Here is a 23,447-nt window from a genome sequence, read left to right as displayed (position 1 = left end):
AGGCTTTCCTGTATGAGTGCTGAACCGCGTCCCGAGAAGCCCGCGAAGCCGGCCAGGCCGGCGGGCCGGTTCCGCCGGATGATCGAGCGGCTGTCGACCTCGCAGGAGGACCTGCACTCCGCGGAGCTGCAGGAGGACGCAGAAGCCGCAGGGTGCACGCGCATCTGCGACTGCGACGACCGTCAGATAGTCAAGGTGACCGGCACCCTCCGCACGGTCACCCTGCGGCCGCGGGCCGGCGTCCCCGCTCTGGAGGCCGAGCTCTTCGACGGCTCCGGCGCACTGGACGTGGTCTGGCTCGGACGTCGCTCGATCGTGGGAATCGAGCCCGGGCGACGCATGATCGCCTCCGGGCGCATCTCCCTGAGTCACGGCCGTCGGGTGCTGTTCAACCCGAAGTACGAACTCCGACCGCTCGGACAGGAGCAGTAACCGGCGATGTCACTCGACAAACCGACCAACCCGGAGCCCGGCGCCGAGCCGTCCGAGGACCAGAAGGCCGTGACGCAGGCGGCGCTGTTCGACGCGTTCGGAGGTGTCCGGGGCACCATCGAGACGATGCTCCCCGGGCTGCTCTTCGTGATGATCTACACGGTCAACAAGGACGTGAAGATGTCCGCCATCGCGGCGGGCGCGGTCGCCGTACTGCTGGTGATCGTGCGACTGCTGCGCAAGGACACCGTCAAGCACGCCTTCAGCGGGGTGTTCGGCGTGGGCGTCGGTGTCGCCTTCGCCCTGTTCACGGGAAGCGCCAAGGGCTTCTACCTGCCGGGCATGATCTACGGAGTCGGCCTGGGCCTGGCCTTCACGGTCTCGGCGCTGGTGGGCTTCCCGCTGCTGGGCGTGATCCTCGGACCGGTCTTCAAGGAGAACCTGTCCTGGCGCACCCGCAACCCGGGGCGCAAGAAGGCGTACACCAAGGCCAGCCTGGCCTGGGGGCTGATCTTCCTCGCCAAGTACGCGATCCTCTTCCCGCTGTACTGGTGGGGCGACGCGACGCAGCTGGGCTGGGTGCTGATCGCGCTGAAGCTCCCGCCGATGGTGCTCGCGGTCTACTTCACCTGGGTCTTCCTGGCGAAGGCGCCGCCGCCGATCGACGTGATCGCGGAGTGGGAGGCCAGGGAGGCCGCCGAGGAGGCCCGCAAGGCGACGTCCCACCGGAAGGCCTGACCGGCCGGCACACGACGAACGACGCAGGGGCGGGCCCGGCCATCAAGGCCGGGCCCGCCCCTGCGTCGTCCCCCTGCCGGCACGCGCCGCCCCGCCCGCCGCGGTACGGGCCCGGCCGGGGCGGCGGGGCGGCGTCCGAAGCGGCCCGTGCCCGTCCCCTCCGGCTGTTCGGGGCGTGTCCTGGTGCCCCGGCTCGGCGCCTGCGGGCCACCGCGGGGCGGGCACACGGGGAGTGTCCCCGCAGGACGGGCGCGCAACCACCGCCCCCGCAGACGAAGCGGTGCCCGCAGGCGCGAGCCGAGCAGGCACCACCCCGGGGCGCCGCCCCACCGCACACCACGGCCCCGAGCTCACGCCCGGGGCCGCCCCCACCGCACACCACGGCCCCCGAGCCCGAGCCCGGGCCCCGGCTTCGCGGGAACTCCCCGCCCGGGCGGGGAAGCGCGAAGGGGGCGCACCCGGCCGGGTGCGCCCCCTTCGTCCGTCGAGCGTGCCCGCAAGGGCCGACGCGCTAGCGGCGGGCCTGGAGGAGATCCTCCAGCTGCTCCTCACGGGCCTGGGCGGCCACGAAGAGCAGTTCGTCGCCCGGCTCCAGGGTCTCCTCGCCGTGCGGCGTCAGCACCCGGTTGCCCCGGATGATCGTGACCAGCGAGGTGTCCTCGGGCCAGCTGATCTCGCTGATCTGGGTGCCCGCCACCGAGGAGTCGGCCGGCAGGGTCAGCTCGACGAGGTTCGCGTCGCCGTGGCTGAAGCGCAGCAGCCGTACCAGGTCGCCGACGCTCACGGCCTCCTCGACCAGGGCGGACATCAGGCGCGGCGTGGAGACCGCGACGTCCACGCCCCAGGACTCGTTGAAGAGCCACTCGTTCTTCGGGTTGTTGACGCGGGCCACCACCCGCGGCACCCCGTACTCGGTCTTCGCGAGCAGCGAGACGACGAGGTTGACCTTGTCGTCGCCGGTCGCCGCGATGACCACGTTGCAGCGCTGCAGCGCCGCCTCGTCCAGCGAGGTGATCTCGCAGGCGTCGGCCAGCAGCCACTCGGCCTGCGGCACCCGCTCCACCGAGATGGCCGTCGGCGCCTTGTCGACGAGGAGCACCTCATGGCCGTTCTCCAGCAGTTCGCCCGCGATGGAGCGGCCCACCGCGCCCGCCCCGGCGATAGCGACCCTCATGCGTGTGCCTCCTCAGGCCCCTCGGCGAAAGCCGCCTCGACCTTGTCGATCTCGTCCGTGCGCATCATCACGTGGACGAGGTCGCCCTCCTGCAACACCGTCTGCGACGTCGGCAGCATGGCCTCGCCCAGCCGGGTGAGGAAGGCGACACGGACGCCGGTCTCCTCCTGGATCCTGCTGACCTTGTGGCCGATCCAGGTGGGGGAGGTGTGCACCTCGGCGAGCTGCACGCCACCGCTCGGGTCCCGCCACAGCGGCTCGGCGCCCGACGGCAGCAGCCGGCGCAGCATCTGGTCCGCGGTCCACCGCACGGTGGCGACGGTGGGGATGCCCAGGCGCTGGTAGACCTCGGCGCGCTTGGGGTCGTAGATGCGCGCGGCGACGTTCTCGACGCCGAACATCTCGCGGGCCACCCGGGCGGCGATGATGTTGGAATTGTCACCACTGCTGACGGCCGCGAACGCGCCCGCGTCCTCGATTCCCGCCTCCCGCAGGGTGTCCTGGTCGAAGCCGACCCCGGTGACGCGGCGGCCGCCGAAACCGGCGCCGAGCCGGCGGAATGCGGTGGGGTCCTGGTCGACGACTGCGACCGTATGACCCTGCTGTTCCAGGGTTTGCGCGAGGGCGGAGCCCACTCTTCCGCAACCCATGATGACGATGTGCACGGCCGTCCTTCCGGCTGTCAGCGACTCGCTGGTTCCCAGCCTCATTGCATGCTCTGGTTTAACAGGGTCTCAGACCACGCCCCAAGCTACACACGGGCGGTCACGGGTGGGGCCGCTTGGGGCCTCTTGGGGCTTCTCCGGACGCGTCCGAGGCGCGTCCGGAGGCGCACTCGTGGTGTGGTCGTGGTGCGGTCGGGGAGGAAATGCAACGGGATTGCGGTATGAGGGGGTGGGGGTTCGTCAGTCTGATTTCGAACGCTTACGATCCTCTGCGTGTCCAAACTGACCGACGTGCCCAAACGGATCCTGATCGGCCGGGCGCTGCACAGCGACCGCCTCGGGGAAACGCTCCTTCCCAAGCGGATCGCCCTTCCCGTCTTCGCGTCCGACCCTCTCTCCTCCGTGGCCTACGCCCCGGGCGAGGTCCTGCTGGTCCTGTCGATCGCGGGCGTCTCCGCCTACCAGTACAGCCCCTGGATCGCCCTCGCGGTCGTGGTGCTGATGTTCACGGTGGTCGCCTCCTACCGGCAGAACGTCCACGCCTACCCCAGCGGCGGCGGCGACTACGAGGTGGCCAACACCAACCTCGGACCCCGGGCCGGCCTGACCGTCGCGAGCGCCCTGCTCGTCGACTACGTCCTGACCGTCGCGGTGTCGATTTCCTCAGGAGTGGAGAATCTCGGCTCCGCCGTGCATTTCGTCATCGAGCACAAGGTGCTCTCGGCGATCGTCATGATCCTTCTGCTCACGCTGATGAATCTGCGCGGCGTGAAGGAGTCCGGCAAGCTCTTCGCGATCCCGACGTACGTCTTCGTCGCCGCGGTCTTCGTCATGATCGGCTGGGGAGCCTGGAAGGGCATCGTCCTCGGGGAGACCATGTCGGCGCCGACGGCCGACTTCGAGATCGAACCCGAGCAGAAGGGCCTGGCCGGCTTCGCCATGGTCTTCCTGCTGCTGCGCGCCTTCTCCTCGGGCTGTGCCGCACTGACCGGCGTCGAGGCGATCAGCAACGGCGTCCCCGCCTTCCGCAAGCCCAAGAGCAAGAACGCCGCGACCACCCTCGCCCTCATGGGCGGCCTGGCGGTCACCATGTTCTGCGGGATCATCGGCCTGGCCATGGCCACCGATGTGCGGATGGCCGAGAACCCCGCCGTGGACCTGCTGGACAACGGCGTCCCCGTCGGCCCCGAGTACGTCCAGGACCCGGTGATCTCCCAGGTCGGCGAGGCCGTCTTCGGTGGCGGCAGCATCCTCTTCATCCTGCTGGCCACGGCCACCGCGCTGGTGCTGTTCCTGGCCGCGAACACGGCGTACAACGGCTTCCCGCTGCTCGGCTCGATCCTCGCCCAGGACCGCTACCTGCCCCGCCAGCTGCACACGCGCGGCGACCGGCTCGCCTTCTCCAACGGCATCGTGCTCCTCGCCGGCGCCGCCATACTGCTCGTCTGGATCTACGACGCGGACTCGACGAAGCTGATCCAGCTCTACATCGTCGGCGTCTTCGTGTCCTTCACGCTGAGCCAGATCGGCATGGTCCGGCACTGGAACCGGCACCTGAAGACGGAGCGCGACGCCGCCGCCCGCCGGCACATGCACCGCTCCCGCGCGATCAACACCTTCGGCGCCTTCTTCACCGGCATGGTCCTGGTCGTCGTCCTGGCCACCAAGTTCACCCACGGCGCCTGGGTCGCCCTGCTCGGAATGGTGATCTTCTACGGCACGATGACCGCGATCCGCAAGCACTACGACCGGGTCTCCGCCGAGATCGCCGCCGCGGAGGGCCCCAGCGACGACAGCGTGCGCCCCTCCCGGGTCCACTCGATCGTCCTGGTATCCAAGGTGCACAAGCCCACGCTGCGCGCCCTGGCCTTCGCCAAGCTCACCCGCTCGGACACCCTGGAAGCGGTCAGCATCAGCGTCGACCATGCCGAGACCAAGGCCCTGCGCGAGGAGTGGGACCGGCGCGGGATCAACGTCCCGCTCAAGATCCTCGACTCGCCCTACCGCGAGATCACCCGCCCCGTGGTCGAGTACGTCAAGGGCCTGCGCAGCGAGAACCCGCGCGACGCGGTCAGCGTGTACATCCCCGAGTACGTCGTCGGCCGCTGGTGGGAGCACCTGCTGCACAACCAGAGCGCGCTGCGCCTCAAGGGCCGGCTGCTCTTCACCCCCGGTGTGATGGTCACCTCGGTGCCCTACCAGCTCGAATCCTCGGAGCTCGCCAAGCGGCGGGCGAAGAAGCGCCAGGACTGGAACGCCCCCGGTTCGGTCCGCCGCGGTCCGGTGGACACGCCCCGGCCGCCCAAGGCACCGACCGGCAAGGGCTGAACGGGTCGGAGAACGGGTTGGTGAACGGCCGGACGAGATCCACGTAAACTGGTGGGTCGGTCGTCCGGCCGTTTCACTTTTTTTGGTCTTTCTTAGCCTTGGAGCCTCCCCGCCATGACGGAGCAGAACGAGAAGCAGTCACTGGTCGGGGAGGAATACGAGGTCGAGGTCGGTCCCGTCGCGCACGGCGGCCACTGCATCGCCCGGACCGCCGAGGGGCGCGTCCTGTTCGTCCGCCACACCCTGCCCGGTGAGAAGGTCGTCGCCAAGGTCACCGAGGGCGACGTCGACTCCCGCTTCCTGCGCGCCGACGCGATCACCGTGCTCGACGCCTCCAAGGACCGCGTCGAGGCCCCCTGCCCGTACGCCGGCCCCGGCAAGTGCGGCGGCTGCGACTGGCAGCACGCCAAGCCGGGCGCGCAGCGCCGGCTCAAGGGCGAGGTCGTCGCCGAGCAGCTGAAGCGGCTCGCCGGGCTCACCGCGGAGGAGGCCGGCTGGGACGGCACCGTGATGCCCGCCGAGGGCGACAAGCTGCCGGCCGGACAGGTGCCGCAGTGGCGCACACGCGTGCAGTACGCGGTCGACGAGGACGGCACCGTGGGCCTGCGCAAGCACCGCTCGCACGACATCGAGCCGATCGACCACTGCATGATCGCGGCGCCGGGCGTCAGCGAGCTCGGCATCGAGAAGCAGGACTGGCCCCAGATGGCCACGGTCGAGGCCATTGCCGCGTCCGGCTCGGGCGACCGCCAGGTCGTCCTCACCCCGCGCCCCGGCGGCCGCCTCCCGCTGGTCGAGCTCGACAAGCCCGTCTCCGTCCTGCGCGTGGAGGAGAAGGACGGCGGCGTCCACCGCGTCCACGGCCGCCCCTTCGTCCGGGAGCGCGCGGACGGCCGTACGTACCGCGTGGGCATGGGCGGCTTCTGGCAGGTCCACCCGCAGGCCGCGGACACCCTGATCAAGGCTGTCATGCAGGGCCTGATGCCGCGCAAGGGCGAGATGGCCCTCGACCTGTACTGCGGGGTCGGCATCTTCGCGGGAGCCCTGGCCGAGCGCCTCGGCGAGACGGGCGCCGTGCTGGGCATCGAGTCGACGAAGCGCGCGGTGGAGGACGCCCGGCACAACCTGGCGGACTTCCCCCGGGTCCGCATCGAACAGGGCAAGGTCGAGACGGTCCTCCCGAAGACCGGCATCACGGAGTGCGACCTGGTCGTCCTGGACCCCCCGCGCGCGGGCGCCGGCAAGCAGACGGTCCGCCACGTGGCCGGCCTCTCGGCCCGCCGCATCGCCTACGTGGCCTGCGACCCGGCGGCCCTGGCCCGCGACCTGGCCTACTTCGCGGAAGCCGGCTACAAGCCCCGCACCCTGCGCGTCTTCGACCTCTTCCCGATGACCCACCACGTGGAGTGCGTCGCGATCCTGGAGCCCATCGCGAAGGCCGCCTGACCTGCAGGTTTCCCGGTGTGCATTGTGGGCGTTACGGGCGATATCTTGACGCTGAAATGACGCTCGCGACGCTCATTTGACGCTGGTTCTGATGGGTCATCAGCTCATTGATCGTGCAGGTCACGGGCAGTTTCAGGTCTGCCTTCCGAGGTCCCGCTTTGCGAAGTCTTGGCTGTTTACTGCCCTTGGGCGACCGCCCAAGAGCAGCGACGGCTGCCCTTGGGAACTGCTGCTACCGCGGAAGTAGGCGCAGATGGCCACTGTCAGTAACCGGGGCCGTAGGGGCTCAAGCCGCGGAGGAACGGCTTCAGATCATCGGCGCGAGGTTCAGGGATGTCCGGTAGGCCGAGTGTCCCGTTGAGCGGGTTCAGGCGTCGTACATGGCCGTCGGCCCAAGCGATCCAGGCCTCGGCACCGTCCCTCTCCGGTCCGCAGGGAAGGGTCGCTGCGTGGAGGCGGAGAGCGTCGACGTATTCAGTCATGCCCGCTGCGAGACGCCACGCCTCCTCTTGCGCTTCGAGGAGCCGGACCCGGACTTCCTCTGCGTAGTCGATCCTTGCCCGCTGCATTGCGGCTTCCCACTGGAGCCGCTTCTGCCGGGCTGCCTCCAGTTCGGCCAGCCTCTTGCGTTCGGCGGCTTCCCCTCGGAGCCCGACTTCCTGCACGATCTCGGCGAGTTGCTCTTCAAGTGAGCGAGCGGCTGTGTCGGCCCACTCGCTGGCCCGGTGTGTCACCCCGCCAGTGACGCAAATCCTCAGCCGTTCAGCGGGGGAGTAGTCGTATCGAGGGATCCTGACCCAGGAGTGCCTCTCGGCATCCGCAAGCTCTTTCTTCGGGGGGACGTGTTCAGCGCGGTCCTGTTCCTGCAAGACGATGAAATCGCACGTCTGCCCCTGCGCTGTGATGGTGAAGTGTGGAGGGCCATTTCGCCGGCGGTGTGGTGCGCCCCGGCCCGTGCCGAGTGCGCTGACATACCCCAGTGCTTGCGTGGCGGTAAGCAGCGCGTGGACGAGGCGTAAGGCTCGCCCCTGCACAGACTTGGTCAACCCCAGGGGCTCAGGGTGCCCTTGCAGAGTTTTGACCAGCGGGTGTGGACTGATGAGCCGTGCTGGTACGGGAACCGGTGGCAGCGAGGCCAAACGCCAGGCAGGGGTGTCGACGAGCCGAATTTCGTAGCCGTCACGGCACCAGCCCGCATGCAGTTCTTTGGTTTCGGGGATCTTCCCCGATCTGCGGGCTGCGGCGACGCGGATGGGCCACTTCTCGGTCTCCCGGCCACTGGTTTCGCGCTTGACGATCCAGCCGCCTGCTTCGGTGAGCTCTTCCAGAAGCTGCTCCGTGACCGTCTTGGTTCTCTTCCGTGGCAAAGAGGTGGTGAGCTGCGGAGGGGCGGTCCTGGCTGCTTGCGCACCGGCCCTTTGGCCACCTCTCGCAGTAGACGGTTGGGATCCGCTTCGTTGTCCGGGTGCTGTATGTCCGCGGCTAGGTTGAGCGGGTGGATAGGCGCTGTGGTCCAGGTAGTGCTGGCCGGCGTCGGTGAGAGTGGCGGACCACTGGCCCTGGCGCTTGGAGACTTTGACCAGCCCCCGGCTCTGTAGTGCTTGGCAGCTGAGCTTGTGCGTGGTTCCTTCCCAAATGCCCTCGGGGCATCCTTGGCCAACCCAATGAAGCACCTGTAGCTGACGCTCGTTTAGCTGTCGCGACATCTGAACCCCCAACCCTGCGAACGCGTCCACGGCATGCTCTCAACCATTGCCTTACCCAAGAGTGCTTGTCGTGGTTACGCCGCCCGAAGGCAGCCGTTGGGCACTGTCGTAGGCGCTTGCTTACCCGCGTGTGACGACGGCTGATCGCTTCTCGATCGGCGGAGGTGGCCCCGGGGCGGACCGGCGGTTGGACGTCTCGCGACCTTGCGTGACCCGTGGGCGTGGTTGTCAGTGCTGCTTGGTAGATCTGTGGGTGGTGGTGACCGGCCCGCGATCACTGCTGGGGATGGGGATGAGTGTGCAGCCTGTGTTTCTGCTGGACGAGGAGCTGAACGTGCTGGAGCCCGCAGCGTTCGACACCGAAGCCGAATTCCAGGATCTGCTGGCACGGCACCCGCGGATCCTGGATTTCGGGACGCTGGCGGACGGCCGACCGCTACGGCTCTTTCTGGTGGCCCGGGAGATGAAGGCGCCTAACGATGGCGAGAGCACGTCTGCCTTCTGGCTCGACCACCTGTTTGTGGACGCCGATGGCGTACCTACCCTGGTGGAGGTGAAGCGGGCCAGTGATACCCGCATACGCAGGGAGGTCGTGGGTCAGATGCTCGACTACGCGGCCAACGGGGCACGCTACTGGCCCCGCGCGCTGCTCCAGCGAACCTTTGAAGAGACGTGCGCCGAGGGCGGCGGCATCGTCTCGGACGTTTATGAGGAGCTGTTGGACGGCCAGTCGCCCGATGAGTTCTGGGCGACGGTGGAGGAACGGCTGGAGGCGGGCCGAATGCGCCTGCTGTTCGTAGCCGACTGGATACCGGTGGAACTGAGGGCCGTCGTCGAGTTCCTGAACCGGCAGATGCGTCAAGTGGACGTGTACGCGGTTGAGCTCACTCAGTACCGGGGGAGGGGTGATCACCGTGTGCTCGTCCCGAGGGTTCATGGTGAGGTGGCTACGGCGACAAAGGCACGATCCCGGTCCGTTGGGGCCGGCCAGAAGTGGACGCGGGCGGACGTGGACGCAGCCTTGGAGAGCCGCAATTCCGAGGATCGACAAGCGGGCCTCGCCCTGCTCGAGCACGCGGACGCTTTGGGACGACCGGTGGCCAACAAAGCTGCGTATCCCAGCATCTCGGTGTACTTCCCGGCCGCAGGGAAGCAGGTGCCGGTCTGGACGCTGTCCCTGCGCGACAGTCCGGGGAAGGACGATCTTGCCTTCAGCTTCCAATCGATCATCCACCATTTGGGCCGCGACGCGGCATCCGCATTCGCCGATGCCCTCCCGGATGTCGGCGGACTCGCACAGAAACTCGCAGTCCAGCGGGGGAAGGGCTTCACTGGCTGGCGGGTCCGTGCCGCTGTCCGCGTTGTCCAAGCAGCCGGAAGCCCTGCGACAGGTGTGCGCAGCCGTGGAGCGGCTGATGGGCGGCGGTGAGGGCTGACCGGCCGCCCTCCTGCGCCAACCGCATCGGTCCGCGGCCGTGAGCGGTAGGGTCTACCAGGTGGTTTTTGCGGGACGGGTACGGGGCGTGATGGAGGCTTGAGCGTGACAGCAGCAGGGGGAAAGCCCGCACCGAAGCCTGCTCCGCCGAAACCCGCACAGCAGTGGTTCCAGGAGCGGCCTTCACCGTACGCCTGGGAGCAGGACGCCCTGGACCACGTCCGGCGTTTGCTGCCTGCCGCCGAGCCCTACCGGGCTTGGGCCACGTTCTCTTTCACTGCGCAGTCCGGCCGCATCAATGAGTGCGACCTCCTCGTCGCGGTGCCGGCCGGTCTGTTCCTGATCGAGATCAAGAGCCACCCGGGCGAGCTGCACAACACCGGCTCCACTTGGAGCTTCCGGGGCACCGACCGGACCCGGACGCTCAACAACCCGCTGCACTTCAACGACGTCAAGTCGAAGGAACTTCGCAGCCAACTGCGCTGGGCCGCACGCAAACTCAAGATTGACGAACGGGAGGTGCCACGGATCGAGCCCGCGGTCTTCCTGTCGTCCCCTGAACTGGTCAGCCATCTGGACGAGATCCAGCGCATCCGGGTCTACGGGCGCGATGATGGCGCCAGCGGGCTGGGCCGCGTCTGGCAGGACTTCCTCGGGCTCCCCCCGGACCGTGCCGACCGCCGGATCACCCCCGAATTCTCGAAGAACACTCTGCCGAGGCTGTTGCGAGCCATCGGTATCCGGCAGTCCACCGGACACCTGCGCTTCGGCGAAGCCTGGAAGCTGCGCCCGCACCCCCTGGACGCCGGGACCACCTGGGAGGACCGTCTCGCCGTCCGCGACGACGGCCTCGTGCAGGAGGAGGGGCGGGTCCGTATCTACCTGGTCAGCCAGGGCGCGACCGAAGCCGCCCGGAAGTCCACCGAGCGTGCCGCTCGGCGCGAGTATCAGGTCCTCCAAGGCATCACCCACCGCGGCATCGTCGACGCCGTCGAGTTCCGTGAGCACGAGGCGGGCCCGGCGATCCTCTTCCGTCACCGCAAAACGGACTTGCGCCTGGACCAGTACCTGGACACCTACGGCGCCAGACTCACCCCCGAGACGCGTCTCGACCTGGTACGTCAGCTCGCCGAGGCCGTCCGTTACGCCCACAACCGCTCCCTGTACCACCGTGCTCTCGCCGCGCGTTCCATCTACGTTTCCTTCAGGGGCGACGGGGCTGCCCCCGAGCTACGGATCACGGACTGGCAGACGGCCGCCCGCGACTTCGACAGCAACGCCACCTTCTTTCGCTCGATCGGCGGCTCGGCCCTCGACGCGGCCCTGATCGAGGACGAGGCACTCGTCTACCTTGCCCCCGAGACCGACCAGCCCTACGCCGACCCGGCCGATCTCGACATCTTCGGCCTGGGCGCGGTGGCTCACCTCGTCTTGTCCGGGCAGGCCCCCGCGCCACAGCGCAGCGTTCTCGTCGAGCGCCTCCGCGTCGACTCCGGCCTGCGTCTGTTCGCCGTTGCGGACGGCGTGTCCGAGGCCCTGGACAACCTGATCTTCCAGGCCACCCGCTCCGACGTGAACGACCGGCTGAGCTCGGCAGAGGCATTTCTCGACCTGCTGGACGAAGCGGAACGGGTTGGTGTCCTGCCCGACTCCGTGGATACCGCTGCCGCGGATCCGCTGGAGGCCATGCCGGGCCAGGCCCTCGACGAGGAATGGTCGGTCCGACGGGTCCTCGGTACCGGCGCCACCGCCCGAGCCCTGCTCGTGGAGCGTGCGGTCGAGGACGAGGACGGCGAGGTCCGGATCGACGAACACGTCTTCAAGGTCGCCCTCGACGAGGAGAAAGCAGAACGGCTGCGCGCCGAGGCCCGCGCGTTGAAACTCGTCGGCGGCGGAGCCGTGGTCCAACTGCGCGGACAGGAGCTGCGCGAGATCGGCGGCCGGACGGTCCTGGAGCTGGAGTACGCAGGAGAACAGTCCCTCGGAGCACGCCTACGCGGCCAGGGTCGGCTCACCTACCATGAACTGGAACGCTTCGGAGAGGACCTCTTCCAGGCACTCGACCAGCTCGCGGGTCACGGAGTGCGCCACCGGGACATCAAGCCCGACAACCTCGGTATCCACCGCCGCAAGGACCGCACCTGGCAGCTGAAGCTGTTCGACTTCTCCCTGACCGACGCCTCTGACCGGGACGTGAAAGCGGGCACGCGCGGCTACCTCGACCCGTTCCTCGGTTCGGTGCGCCGACCCCACTACGACGACCATGCCGAGTACTACGCGGCCGCCGTCACCCTGCACGAGATGGCCGGCGGAGAACGGCCTCTGTGGGGAGACGGCCAGGTCGATCCGGCCACCAACGACTCCGCTGAACTCCACATCGCCGACGACCTTTTCGAGCCGGCTCTCCGGGACGGCCTGCGGTCCTTCTTCGAGCGGGCGCTACACAGGGAGATCGAGCGGCGCTTCGACACGCTGCGCCAGATGAAGGACGCCTGGCAGGACATCTTCCGGGCCGCCGACGCCACCCGCCCCACCACCACTCCGTCGACGGTCGGCAGCACGGCCGAGCACACGGAGGAGGCGCGCGACGGTGCGGCCGAAGCGGCGGACGAAGACACCTTGCTGGAAGCCGCCGGGCTCTCACCCCGGGCGGTCTCCGTGGCGAACGGTCTCGGCGCCACGACGGTCGGACAGCTGCTCAGCGTCCAGCCGTATGCGATCTCCAAAGCCCGGGGCGCCGGCGCCCTGGTGCGCAAGGAGCTGAACCGGCGGCGCAAGCAGTGGGCCACCGCCTTGCGGACCAAGCCGAGCAGCGGGACACCGGCAGGCCGCCAGGCCGCGCCGGTCGTTGGAGCCGAGGCAGCTCAGAGTGGCGCGGACAACGCCGGCGCGGAAGGACTGCGCCTCCTGTCGATAGACGACATGGCAGCCCTGCTGGCCCCTGGTCCCGGGCGCAAGGGGTCGAACCGAGAGCCCGTCATCCGGCTCACTCTCGGCCTTCCTCCCGAGGAGGGCGGGCTGTCCCCGTTGGGCTCCTGGCCCGTGCAGGCACGCGTCGCCGAGCACCTGGGGATCAAGCAGCCGCCGGTCTCCCGACACCATCGCATCGAGATCAAGCAGTGGGCCGACGCGGAATGGCTCAAGGCCGTACGCACCGAACTCGCGGAGATCATCGCGTCGCCGGGCGGGCGGGTGATGACCGCCACCGAAGCGGCGGCCGAGCTGCGAGCGCGCCACGGAGCCGCCGACGACACCCCGCCTCGGACGATGGCCCGTGCCCTGGCCGTCGTACGCGCCGCGGTGGAGGCGGAGACCGGTGACGAGGCCGAGGGGCACGAGCCGCGGCTCGCCGTCCACCGCCGCGGCGACACAGTCCTGATCGCTGCCGAGTCCTTGCCCGGCACCGACGACCCCAGCCCGCGTGAACTGGCCGACTACGCCTCCGCGCTCGGCGACGCGGCAGAGAAGCTTGCGGTACAGGAGCCGCTGCCCGGCCATGCCGAAGTGGTCAGGGAACTCCGGGCAGTTCCGCCGCCGGAAGGGTTCGTGCCCCTCGCCGACACCCGCCTCGTCACCCTCGCCGCCGCCATGGCTCCGGCCGTCGCGATCACCCAGCGCCTTGAGCTGTACCCGCGTGAGCTGGGACTGGAGCGCGCCCTGCGCATCTCCCAGGCCGGCGCAGGGGTGCGGGCCGAACGCGGGATCAGCCCGGCGGAGCTTGTGGCCCGGATCAGGGCCCGGTTCCCCGAGCTCCAGGCCCTGGCCGGGGGCCGCGAGCCCACGCACGTCGAGCTGGAGGACGCCCTGCGCGCCGCCCGGTTCGAGCTGCGCTACGACCTGGACACCGACACGTTCCGGCTGCCCGCAGCCCGGACCGCGCACACGTCGACCGGCTCGGGTGGACTCACCAGCTTGCTGCCGCCGCCGCGTGCCACCCGCGCGGACCGAGAAGATCCGCATGGCGCGGTGCGCGAACGGCTCGAGGAGCGGGCCCGGCGAGGCGGCTTCCTCGCGCTGACCGTCAAGGGTGTACGGCTGCCCGGTACGGCTGAGGCAGTGGCCGCGGTCTTCCCCGTCCTGGCGGTGGACCTCGGCGAGGTCTTCCTGGCCGAGTTCCAGCGGCTGGTCGCGGAGAAGGGCTTCGACTGGCAGGCCGTACTGCGCGCCGACGGAGCCTCGGAACCGGGCCGCATCAAGCCTGGCCTGGCCAGCTTCGTCCGCGTCGTCTGGCAGCGCGTCGCCGAGGAACTGCGCACCCGCTGTGCGGCGCCGCGTACGGTCCTGTTCCTGCACGACGCCGGTCTGATCGCGCGCTACTGGGACGAGGGCGGCCGAGCCTTCCTCGTCGCCCTGCAGGGCGCCGCCCGCCGACCGGCGGAGAGCCCGCACGGTCTGTGGCTGCTTTGCCCGATGGAGGCCCGTGCGCAGCAGCCGCTGCTGGACGGGCGCACGGTGGAGGTGATCCCCGGCGACGGGGAACTGGCTTATCTGGACGGGGCGTTGCTGGAGGCGCTGGGCAGCGTGTGAGATGAGAGAGGTCCTCTCCACGGCCATCGGCCAGGGAGAGGACCTCCGTCGTTCTGCATCCGGCCGGTCAGATGACAGGCTTGCGGGCCACGCCGCCCTTGCGGCCGATGTTGAAGGCGAGCCGGTAGATGTCCGGCAGATCGATCGCCCCGTTGGTTCGCTCGGTCATAACGCCAAGGTCCAGGAGTTCACGGATGACCTCAGCATGGACGAGTGCCCCTTCGCTATCGCGCCCTCGGGGACCACTACCGCGTTCGCCATCGGACACCAACTGGCTGATTGCCGTCCGCAGCCCTTTGCTGTCCCAGGCAAACCGAACGGCGGAGCGCTCCATCGGCACTTGAGTTCCGGAGAGAGCTTCGACAGCGGCCGCTGCCCAACCGATGTCGTCCTTCAGCTCGTCCACCCGGAGGGATGCCGAGTTGCTGAGGCTCTCGCGTATGGCGTCGTAGTGCAGCGGGGTCGGGTGACTGGCCCACCTCTCGGCAGTGAGCTCCGCGGACCGAAACAGGGTGAGTAGCCAGGTCCGCGGGCTGACCCGTCCCAGGCCGTCCTGGAGGTGGTTCGGGACCCAGGTGTAGGTATGGCCCTTGCGGCGGTCGGTCCCCATGAACTGGCCGGCCAGCTTGATGAACTCCTGTTCCTGGCGCTTCTGGTCAGCGATTACGTCAACGGGCGCGACATACCGACCGGGCCCCTCGACGCTCCAGGTGCCGGTGTCGCGACGGAATTCCTCCGCCTGCTTGCTGGTGTGGTTGCCGAGCCGGTGGAAAAGCAGCCCGTACAGGTTTTCCCGGCTCCAGCTCAGGTCGGTCGCATTGGCACCCAGCTTCGAAGCGTCTGCGAAGTCTCGCGGCGCGCTCTCGTACATGTCGGGCCGTACGAAGATCTTCGCACGCAAGGCGCCCGGCGTCAGCCGCAGCTCCAGGGCGACCTCGAACAGTCCCGCCAGCAAGAGATCGAGCTGTCGGCGGTCGTGGTGCAGGTGATCGAGCGTGTCGAACAGCAGGATCAGGGTCTGCTTCTGGTCACGTGTCTCGCGGTCCGCTCGGCGCAGCGCCGCTTCGTACTTCTCACCGTTGTGTCGCGTCCATTCGATGCGCTCGGTCCACGTCTCCAGTCCCTGGACCTCGGGCTGGCCGAGCGCCATGAGGACAACGGCGGACCACAAGTCGCGGGGTTCGACACCGGCCTTGACGAGGTCGGCGATGGTCCGCTTGCCGCCGAGTACCGGATCGTTGCCTCCGAACGCCGTGATCACGTCGGTGCGTTCCAGGCGTGGCATCATGTACGACTTAGCGGCGACCTTGCGCAGGTCGGGATCCGTGAGGGCTTTCGCCCAGTACGTCTTGCCGGTGCCGCGTGCACCACGGACAACGGTCACGTCAGGGTCCAGCGCGAGACGGTGCGAGGACGGCGTGAACATGGTGCGTAGGTCCGGCGTGCTGGTGTCCGCATCGGGCGCGGGCGCCAGGGCCTCCTTCAGCAGGTTCCGGGTCGCCTGGACAGCGGGATCGTTCATGACTGTTCCTTGTACATGTCCTGCACCATGATCTCCACCGTGTCGACGAACTCGCGGTACGCGGCACGCACGAACGGCAGCTCAGGCCACTTCCTACTGCGCAGCGGGTCGAGGCCGACCAGGTCATTGCCGAAGAGGATAGGGATCGGGGCGTACGGCTTGTCGTCGACGTCGCCCTTAGTGGGGAGGAAGGGCTCCTCGTCCTCGTCGCCGGGCAGGTTGTAGAGCGTCTTCATGAAGATGTCGTAGGCGTTGCGGCGCAGGGTGCTCAGGCGATCTATGTCGCCAGCGGAGTGGAACATCGCCGCCACGATCCGGATACGGTCGCGCAGCAGGCGGGCCTGTGCGGGTTGGCGCCGCCACTGCTCGAAGAGCATCCGGTAGCCCTCCCAGGTGGAGGGGTTGTCCACGGCGAAGAGCAGTGCCTGGTCGCAGAGCCTGGTCAAGGTGACTGCTGCGATGTCGTGGATGCCGGCCCGGCTGTCGAGCAGGACGACATCGGGGCGCCGTGCCTTCTCCTCCACCTGCGCCTCGCAGGCGGCGATCGCATGCTCAAGGCGGGCGGCGAAGGGCGTTGGCGTTCCGCCCAGGACGGCTGCGGGTAGGTCGGTGTAGATGCGGTTGAGCTTGGCGAGGTAGTCGTACCCGGGCCGCGTGGTACCGGCGGCCGGAGCGAGCCAGATGTCGCCGTTGCCGAGCTTGGGGGAGTCGAGGGAGGCCCGTGCCACGAGCTCCAGGTCCTCCGCGTTGCCGACGGCAGACTCCACCAGATGATCCACGATGCCGTACGCGGGAGTGGCGCCAGGTTCGGCGAGCAGGTTCGACACACCGGGGGATTCCAGGTCCAGGTCCACGACGAGTACGCACAGGCCGCGCTCGGCCAGACTGCGCGCGAGCACGGTGGTGGCGGTGGAGCGTCCGACGCCGCCTTTGAATCCGTAGAGGGCGATACGACGAGTCTGGCGGGTCTGGGGCGGCTCGGACTCGGTGCCCGTGACCGTGGCCCAGTCGCCGCCGACGACCGTCCGCTCCAGGGTGGAGACGCGTCCTGAGCCCTCGTGCGGAGCGGTCACTTCGACGAGATCGGGAACGTCGAAGAACAGCTCCGGGGCGAACAGCTCACTGGCGGTCTGGAGCGGGTCGAGACCGGTGAAGGGGTGGGTGGCCTCGCTGAAGGCTGTCGCTGCCTCTGCGAGCCAGGGAGCGTCGGCTGCGAGGGGTGCTTCACGGTCGTCGATCAGGAGCGAGGCCCGGCCCAGCAGGTCACGGGTGAGGACCACGTCCCTGTCGTGCTCAGCCGCCATCTGGGCGGCATACGCGAGCGCTGCCTGCCACGCGGTGTCGAAGCGGTTGGCTGGTGTGCTCATGCGATTCTGCCGGTTCCTAGTTTGCGGGCTTGTTCGTGGGCGGCGATGAGGATGCGGGCCGCCTGGAGGTGCTGGGCGAGGAGTGTCTCGGTGATCTCGGCATCATCGCAGTACCGGTGCGCAACGTCCCAGCCGTCGAACGGGTTCTGGCCGAGCAGTGTGCTGAAATCCGGACCGGCGCTTCGGGCGTGACGTCGCTGGATCACGGAGGTGAAGTGGCCCCATACATCAGGCAGGTGGCCATGCCAGTAGTCCTTCTCAGGCATCTTTTCCAGGCCTTCGCTCTCCATCCGCTTCTTCGCGTCGGCCTTCAGTTCCGGGTGGTATGCCTTGCCGGACTGCTTGATCACGGATCCCAGGTAGTCCACGAGGATGGCCTTGATCGCGCACTCTGCCGCGATCCCTGCCAAGTGATCGGCGGATATCCGGAGCTGCTTGTCGCTGGCGAGTTTCGCCGTGTCGAAGTGGTGCCTGCTGGCCGCGAGGAATGCGGGAGGGCGCGGGGGCGTAGAGGTGGCAGCCGTCACGTTGATCACCTTATCTACGTGATCAACGGGGTGGGGGAGTTTCGCGGTGAGCGTGGGCCCTGGAGGCGGGCCGTAGGCTGGCAGGATTGGTATCCCCAGCGCAGGCCATGCGACTGGGTGACGCAGTGGGGCGAGAAGGAAGCGGACAGTGACGGATATCGCGGCCAGTGTGGATCGGGCGGAGCGCCTGAAGGATCTCGTCAAGGATCTGAAGCGGCTGGTCGTGGGCCTTGAAGACGACCTGCGGGAGTGCACCGAGTCCGAGTCCGAGATCCGGGGGCGGCTGAAGGCCGAGTACCAGCAGGCGCTGGAGTCTCGGCGTACCGCGGCCCGGTACGAGTCCTGGCGTGACGAGCGGGTCACTCAGTCCGCAGCGGCGTGGGTGCTGGCGTGTGTGTTCGTCCGCTTCTGCGAGGACAACGGCCTGATCGACGATCCGTTCATCGCCGGCCCGGGGGAGCGGCTGGCGCTGGCGGAGGCGCGGCACGAGGCGTACTTCCGCGAGCACCCGGAGAAGAACAACCGAGACTGGCTGTTTGAGGCCTTCGATCACCTGGCGAGGACGAATAAGACGACGGCAGGTCTGTTCGACCCCGCGCACAACCCGCTGTGGGACATCACCCCGGGGTACGAAGCGGCTACGGAGCTGCTGTCCTTCTGGCGCCGGTGGGGCGCGGACGGCGAGATCCGCTACGACTTCACCGACCCCGAGTGGGACACCCGTTTCCTGGGCGACCTGTACCAGGACCTCAGCGAGCACGCACGTAAGACGTACGCGCTGCTCCAGACTCCGGAGTTCGTGGAGGAGTTCATCCTCGACCTCACGCTGGAGCCGGCGGTTGCGGACCACGAGTTCGGCCTCGACCCGGTGTGGACGGGTCCGGATGGCGAGGAGCGCAGGGGCCTGCGGACCATCGACCCGGCGTGCGGCTCGGGCCACTTCCTGCTGGGCATCTTCCATCGTCTGATGGACAAGTGGCGTGTCGCCGAACCGGGCACCCCGGTGTGGACCCTGGTCCGCCGCTCCCTGGAGTCGGTCCACGGCTGCGACAAGAACCCGTTCGCGGTGAGCATTGCCCGGTTCCGGCTGTTGGTCGCGGCGATGAGGGCGGCTGGCGAGCGGCGCTTGGCGGACGCGCCTCCGTTCCCGATCAACGTGGCTGTGGGGGACTCGCTGCTACACGGGCGCGATGCGGCGGGTATCCAGACGGACCTGGACACGTTGTTCGCAGAGATGTCGGAAGGGCGTGAGGATGGGGCGTTCGCGTACTCGACCGAGGATGTCTGGGGCTACGCGAAGAAGGTCGACCTGCTGGGGCGGGGATCGTACCACGTAGTGGTGGGGAACCCGCCTTACATCACTGTGAAGGACAAGCAGGAGAACGAGAACTACCGACTGTCGTACGACGCGTGCTCCGGGAAATATGCACTGTCTGTTCCGTTCGCGCAGAGGCTGTTTGAGCTGGCCGTGAAGGGAGCGGGCGGTGTGAGGGGCGGTGGTGGGTTCGTCGGTCAGATCACCGCCAACTCCTTCATGAAGCGTGAGTTCGGAAAGAGACTCATTGAGAACTTCTTTGCTGGGCGTGTTGAGCTCTCGCACGTAATTGACTCGTCTGGCGCCTATATTCCGGGACATGGAACGCCTACTGTCATCCTCGTGGGGCGGAACAGGATTCCGAGTCCTGATCGGATTGTTCGTGCTGTTCTGGGTGTGAGGGGGGAGCCCACTCAGCCCGAGGATGCGGCGCAGGGATCGGTGTGGCGTGCAATCGTCGAGCAGGTCGCAAGACCTGGTAGCGAGTCCGACTGGATCTCTGTTGAGGATATGGAGTCCCGGGGCCTTGTCAGCCATCCGTGGTCGCTCAGCGGCGGCGGCGCGGGGGCGTTGCTTGCGCGTGTCGAGGGTGCGGCAAAAATGCGCCTCCTGGGTGGCGCTGAATCCCTGGGAATCACCAGCTTCACGCTGGAGGATGATCTCTATATGCTGCCTGAGCGTAGTGCAAGGCGCCACGGGATCGGGGAGCCATGGACGCGTCCGATGGTCACGGGAGATCTATTGCGGGACTGGGGGGCGGGAGATTTCGATCATTCGCTGTTTCCGTATGGACTGGACCTCGAATCGGTAGATGTTGAGGAGGTACCGCCACTCCTACGTCTGATGTGGCCTTGCCGAACTACTGTGTCGAACAATTTTCTGTTCGGGCGACAAACGAAGGTTGAGGGTGGCCTTAAGTGGTCGGAGTACGGCCGCCTTACGCGCAGTAAGCTCAGGACGCCACTCTCGATTTCCTTTGCGTTCGTGGCTACGCACAATCATTTTGTGCTAGACCGAGGCGGGCGAGTTTTTAACAGGTCCGCGCCAGTGGTCAAGCTTCCGGCTGGCGCTGGAGAGGATGGCCACCTGGAGCTGCTGGGCGTTCTCAACTCATCGACGGCTTGCTTCTGGCTGAAGCAGGTCAGCCAGGCGAAGGGCGGCAGTGGTCTGGGACGTGGCCTTCAGGACGAGGGGTGGGAAGAGCGGTACGAGTTCACGGGGACGAAGCTTCAAGAGTTCCCCATTCCGGAGAAGCTGCCCCTTGAGCTTGGATGTCGGCTCGACGCGCTAGCCAAGCAGCTTGCTAGCAAGGAGCTCTATAGAGCTGCGGAGTCTGCGATGCTCACACGCCCTTCCCTCGACGAGGCATGCGCCCAGTACTCCAGCGTTCGCCAGCAGATGATTGCGATGCAGGAGGAGCTGGACTGGCAGGTGTACGGCCTGTATGGGCTGCTTGGTGAGGCTGAGATGGTGCGGACGACTGTGCCCGCGGTCAAGCGCGACGAGGTTCCCGGGGTCCAACTAGGCGAGCGGGCCTTTGAGATCATGCTTGCGCGCAAGGTTGCGGCTGGGGAGACCGAAACCGTGTGGTTCGCGCGGCATGGGTCGACACCCATCACGGAGATTCCGGCCCACTGGCCCGACTGGTACCGCGAGATCGTCCAGGCTCGCATCGACCTCATCAACCGCAACCCCAAGGGCATCGGCCTCGTCGAGCGCCCCGAGCACAAGCGGCGTTGGTCTGCCGAGTCGTGGGAGAAGAAGGAGCGGGCCGCACTCCGGACGTGGCTGCTTGACCGGATGGAGAGCGCCGACCTCTGGTACGAGGTGCGTGATGGGCTGCGTCGGCCGCGGCCCATGACCGTCAACAACCTGGCCGACCGGCTCAGCACGGACGAGGACTTCACCTCCGTTGCCGCCCTCTATGCCCGCGATCACCTCAAGAAGCCGGACCTGCCGCTCACGCAGGTGCTGTCCGAGGTTGTCGCTGACGAGCACGTGCCGTACCTCGCCGCCATGCGCTACAAGGACTCCGGTCTGCGCACGCGCAAGGAGTGGGAGGACGTCTGGGAGTTGCAGCGCAAGGAGGACCGGACCGGGCAGCGTCTCGACATCGAGCCGCCGGTCAAGTACAAGTCCTCCGACTTCCTCAAGGCGTCCTACTGGTCAAACCGCGGCAAGCTCGACGTGCCCAAGGAGCGGTTCATCTCGTACCCCGAGGCCGGTCCGGACGCTGACTCGACGCTGATGCTCGGCTGGGCCGGATGGGATCACAAGGATCAGGCGGAGGCTCTGTTCGACCTGCTCAAGGCGCGTGACGTCCGGGACGCCTGGGACACCGAGCGTCTCGTCCCGCTGCTGGCGGGCCTGCGCGAGGTCATGCCGTGGGTCGTCCAGTGGCACAGCGAGGAGGACGAGGAGTGGGGCGCCTCGCCGGCCGAGGAGCTCACGGCGGAGTACGACAGGCAGATGCGCAAGCACCAGGTGAGCGAGGCCGAGTTGATCGCCTGGCGGCCGGTGAAGAAGGCTGGTGGGCGGAGGACCGTGCGCCAGGCCTCGCTCGACGAATAGATTCCGCGGGGGCGGGGTGGGGAGGCGCCGCCTGGGCGCTCCTCGCCCCGGTGAAGTGTCTTCAGGAGATGCGCGCGTGCGCGGTGAAGGCCGACCACGATTCGCGAGACACCGCGAGTGGCCGCAGCTCGACGTCCTTGGAGTCCCTTACCAGGATGGTCTCGGGGCACACAGCGACCTCGACACAGTTGTCGCCGCCGCCACCGCTGTAGCTGCTCTTGAACCATGCAAGTTCAGTGGTGCTCATAGCGCTCCTCGCATCCGCTCCAACAGGCTCGCGGTGGCCTGACGGCTCAGAGCCTGTGAGCGCATCTTGCCATAGCGGTGAAGCATCGGGCTGACGGCTTTGGGGTCACTGATCACAGTGCTGCTGTCGTGTCCCTCGACATAGCCGAGCCACTGGTTGCGGGCTGTTTCCGCCAGGTACATCGACCCCTCGGCCCCGGAGTGGTCCTCCTGCCGCAACGGCATGACAAGCACCTCAACGTTGCGTCGACGGCCTTGCTCCAGCAGGTTGTCCAGGACCATCCGCGTCACGTCGGCGCCTCCGAAGCGCCGCTCAAGCAAGGCCTGCTCGATCATGAAGCAGAAAGTCGTGTTCGGGCGCTCGACCAAGAGCTGCTGCCTGGCGAGGCGGGCTGTGACCTGGCGGTCGAACTGGTCCTCCGTCAGTGGCGGCAGGTGCCGTTGGAAGACGGCCCGAATGTACGGCTCCGGCTGCAACAGCCCAGGAATCACTCGGCACTCGTATGCGTACAGCGACACCGCCTCTTCCTCGATCCCTGCCCACTGGTGGAAGCGCGATGCCAACCCCGCCTTCCGGGTCAGACTCCGCGCCGCCGCCCCCAGCACCCGCGCCGCTGCCACCCCCAACGCCTCCTCCGCCCGCTGCGACAAGTCGCCTGGCGGGAACCGCTTACCCTGCTCAATCTTGGCGATGTAATGCGCCGAGTACCTCACCCGAGGTGCGAACTCTTCCTGTGTCAGTCCCGCTTCGTCTCGCAGGGCCTTCAAGACAGCCCCGAAGGTCTTAAGGCTGTCCGAGAGTTCTGGTTCACCGTTGGCACCGCCGCCGTTGTCCACGGTCATGACACAGCCGCCCTCCGCACGCACGCCACCCACCCACCCGACACCCCATGGTCACGGCCAGTGACACACCCAGTCCAGTGCGTGAACCAGTACAGGGTGATCTGTACCAGTGTCGGCCCTGCCGACCAGTACCCGCGCCCGGAACGCTGACTTCCATGACGCATTCCGCCACCCAAGTGCCCGTCACCGTACGTACGTTCACCCAGCGCTTCTCCGCCACCCGGCGCGGCGCGCGCCTCGCCCGGCTGCTCGCTTCGCAACAGGCTGCCGACTGGGGCATTCCGCGAGGCTCTGCGGCCTTTGACGCGCTCGCGCTCGTCGTCGGCGAACTCAGCGCCAACGCTGCACTTCACGGGCGAGTACCCGGCCGCGACTTCGAGTTGAGGCTGCTTCTCGATGCCGAGGCCTCTCAGGTACGGATCGAGGTGTCCGACACCCACCCCCGACGGCCCGCACCGGATGCCCCGGCCGCCGCCTGCGATGCCGACGGCGGCCGGGGCCTGGTGCTCGTCGAGGCGCTCGCCACCCGGTGGGGAGTACGGGACCGGGGCGGCCCGGGGAAGACCATCTGGGCGGAGTGCCCGGTGCGCCGCCGCTGAGGAGCG

Annotated in this window: 16 protein-coding genes; 8 read left to right on the top strand and 8 right to left on the bottom strand. The window is 68.0% G+C overall.

The genetic code is table 11. The features are described 5' to 3' along the window. The first annotated feature begins 12 nt into the window (after positions 1 to 12). Positions 13 to 432: an OB-fold nucleic acid binding domain-containing protein gene (locus ACZ6JS_RS28295; protein WP_136229447.1), complete on the top strand. Its 420-nt coding sequence runs from the start codon at positions 13 to 15 to the stop codon at positions 430 to 432. Between the two features lie 6 nt (positions 433 to 438). Then, the gene (locus ACZ6JS_RS28290) at positions 439 to 1,170 is read left to right on the top strand and encodes a DUF3159 domain-containing protein (protein ID WP_469302045.1); all 732 of its coding nucleotides are present in this window, start codon (positions 439 to 441) and stop codon (positions 1,168 to 1,170) included. Positions 1,171 to 1,681: 511 nt separating this feature from the next. Here the strand turns inward: ACZ6JS_RS28290 and ACZ6JS_RS28285 are convergent. Next, a complete protein-coding gene (locus ACZ6JS_RS28285; protein WP_030650639.1) occupies positions 1,682 to 2,344 on the bottom strand; it encodes a potassium channel family protein in 663 nt (220 codons plus the stop codon). Next, on the bottom strand, positions 2,341 to 3,009 hold the full coding sequence (locus tag ACZ6JS_RS28280; protein WP_469302235.1) for a potassium channel family protein: 669 nt from the start codon (positions 3,007 to 3,009) through the stop codon (positions 2,341 to 2,343). The genes ACZ6JS_RS28285 and ACZ6JS_RS28280 overlap by 4 nt, the downstream gene beginning before the upstream one ends. Positions 3,010 to 3,282: 273 nt before the next feature. Here ACZ6JS_RS28280 and ACZ6JS_RS28275 point away from each other — a divergent pair, with 273 nt between their 5' ends. Further along, positions 3,283 to 5,337: an APC family permease gene (locus ACZ6JS_RS28275; protein WP_469302043.1), complete on the top strand. Its 2,055-nt coding sequence runs from the start codon at positions 3,283 to 3,285 to the stop codon at positions 5,335 to 5,337. A gap of 114 nt (positions 5,338 to 5,451) precedes the next feature. Next, positions 5,452 to 6,783: a class I SAM-dependent RNA methyltransferase gene (locus ACZ6JS_RS28270; RefSeq protein WP_469302042.1), complete on the top strand. Its 1,332-nt coding sequence runs from the start codon at positions 5,452 to 5,454 to the stop codon at positions 6,781 to 6,783. Positions 6,784 to 7,046: 263 nt separating this feature from the next. On the opposite strand, the gene ACZ6JS_RS28265 is transcribed toward ACZ6JS_RS28270, so the two are convergent. Next, positions 7,047 to 7,652, bottom strand: a complete 606-nt coding sequence (locus ACZ6JS_RS28265; RefSeq protein WP_469302040.1) for a hypothetical protein — start codon at positions 7,650 to 7,652, stop codon at positions 7,047 to 7,049. Between the two features lie 1,144 nt (positions 7,653 to 8,796). On the opposite strand from ACZ6JS_RS28265, the gene ACZ6JS_RS28260 reads away from it, so the two are divergent. Both ACZ6JS_RS28260 and pglW read left to right on the top strand, forming a co-directional pair. Continuing rightward, a complete protein-coding gene (locus ACZ6JS_RS28260) occupies positions 8,797 to 9,918 on the top strand; it encodes a hypothetical protein (protein WP_469302039.1) in 1,122 nt (373 codons plus the stop codon). Between the two features lie 111 nt (positions 9,919 to 10,029). Continuing rightward, positions 10,030 to 14,451, top strand: coding sequence for a BREX system serine/threonine kinase PglW (gene pglW / locus ACZ6JS_RS28255; RefSeq protein WP_469302037.1), 4,422 nt, complete (start codon positions 10,030 to 10,032; stop codon positions 14,449 to 14,451). 67 nt (positions 14,452 to 14,518) lie between these two features. Here the strand turns inward: pglW and ACZ6JS_RS28250 are convergent, their stop codons facing one another. The 3 genes from ACZ6JS_RS28250 to ACZ6JS_RS28240 are packed head-to-tail and all read right to left on the bottom strand — an operon-like array spanning position 14,519 to position 17,867. After that, positions 14,519 to 15,973, bottom strand: a complete 1,455-nt coding sequence (locus tag ACZ6JS_RS28250; RefSeq protein WP_469302035.1) for a hypothetical protein — start codon at positions 15,971 to 15,973, stop codon at positions 14,519 to 14,521. Beyond that, on the bottom strand, positions 15,970 to 17,340 hold the full coding sequence (locus tag ACZ6JS_RS28245; RefSeq protein ID WP_469302033.1) for a KGGVGR-motif variant AAA ATPase: 1,371 nt from the start codon (positions 17,338 to 17,340) through the stop codon (positions 15,970 to 15,972). Before ACZ6JS_RS28245 ends, ACZ6JS_RS28250 begins: the two co-directional genes overlap by 4 nt. Continuing rightward, positions 17,337 to 17,867: a hypothetical protein gene (locus ACZ6JS_RS28240; RefSeq protein WP_469302031.1), complete on the bottom strand. Its 531-nt coding sequence runs from the start codon at positions 17,865 to 17,867 to the stop codon at positions 17,337 to 17,339. The genes ACZ6JS_RS28245 and ACZ6JS_RS28240 overlap by 4 nt, the downstream gene beginning before the upstream one ends. Before the next feature lie 148 nt (positions 17,868 to 18,015). On the opposite strand from ACZ6JS_RS28240, the gene pglX reads away from it, so the two are divergent. Next, positions 18,016 to 21,753, top strand: coding sequence for a BREX-2 system adenine-specific DNA-methyltransferase PglX (gene pglX, locus ACZ6JS_RS28235; RefSeq protein WP_469302030.1), 3,738 nt, complete (start codon positions 18,016 to 18,018; stop codon positions 21,751 to 21,753). Between the two features lie 61 nt (positions 21,754 to 21,814). Here pglX and ACZ6JS_RS28230 read toward each other — a convergent pair whose 3' ends face one another. Continuing rightward, positions 21,815 to 22,000 (bottom strand): DUF397 domain-containing protein, encoded by a 186-nt coding sequence (locus ACZ6JS_RS28230; protein ID WP_469302029.1) that lies wholly within the window; start codon positions 21,998 to 22,000, stop codon positions 21,815 to 21,817. Further along, positions 21,997 to 22,842: a helix-turn-helix domain-containing protein gene (locus ACZ6JS_RS28225; protein ID WP_469302027.1), complete on the bottom strand. Its 846-nt coding sequence runs from the start codon at positions 22,840 to 22,842 to the stop codon at positions 21,997 to 21,999. Before ACZ6JS_RS28225 ends, ACZ6JS_RS28230 begins: the two co-directional genes overlap by 4 nt. A gap of 155 nt (positions 22,843 to 22,997) precedes the next feature. Here ACZ6JS_RS28225 and ACZ6JS_RS28220 point away from each other — a divergent pair, with 155 nt between their 5' ends. Continuing rightward, a complete protein-coding gene (locus tag ACZ6JS_RS28220; RefSeq protein ID WP_469302026.1) occupies positions 22,998 to 23,441 on the top strand; it encodes an ATP-binding protein in 444 nt (147 codons plus the stop codon). The last annotated feature ends 6 nt before the right edge of the window (positions 23,442 to 23,447 follow it).

The sequence above is a fragment of the Streptomyces sp. NPDC046349 genome (genome assembly GCF_055587885.1).
Note: the sequence above shows the minus strand (reverse complement) of the source record. Positions and strands in the feature narration are given on the sequence as shown.

Bases quoted from the DNA above. Each gene is read 5' to 3' on its own strand.
- ACZ6JS_RS28250 (WP_469302035.1), bottom strand. From the start codon at position 15,973: ATGAACGATCCCGCTGTCCAGGCGACCCGGAACCTGCTGAAGGAGGCC.
- ACZ6JS_RS28295 (WP_136229447.1), top strand. From the start codon at position 13: ATGAGTGCTGAACCGCGTCCCGAGAAGCCCGCGAAGCCGGCCAGGCCG.
- ACZ6JS_RS28225 (WP_469302027.1), bottom strand. From the start codon at position 22,842: ATGACCGTGGACAACGGCGGCGGTGCCAACGGTGAACCAGAACTCTCG.
- ACZ6JS_RS28245 (WP_469302033.1), bottom strand. From the start codon at position 17,340: ATGAGCACACCAGCCAACCGCTTCGACACCGCGTGGCAGGCAGCGCTC.
- ACZ6JS_RS28270 (WP_469302042.1), top strand. From the start codon at position 5,452: ATGACGGAGCAGAACGAGAAGCAGTCACTGGTCGGGGAGGAATACGAG.
- ACZ6JS_RS28285 (WP_030650639.1), bottom strand. From the start codon at position 2,344: ATGAGGGTCGCTATCGCCGGGGCGGGCGCGGTGGGCCGCTCCATCGCG.
- ACZ6JS_RS28230 (WP_469302029.1), bottom strand. From the start codon at position 22,000: ATGAGCACCACTGAACTTGCATGGTTCAAGAGCAGCTACAGCGGTGGC.
- ACZ6JS_RS28220 (WP_469302026.1), top strand. From the start codon at position 22,998: ATGACGCATTCCGCCACCCAAGTGCCCGTCACCGTACGTACGTTCACC.
- ACZ6JS_RS28290 (WP_469302045.1), top strand. From the start codon at position 439: ATGTCACTCGACAAACCGACCAACCCGGAGCCCGGCGCCGAGCCGTCC.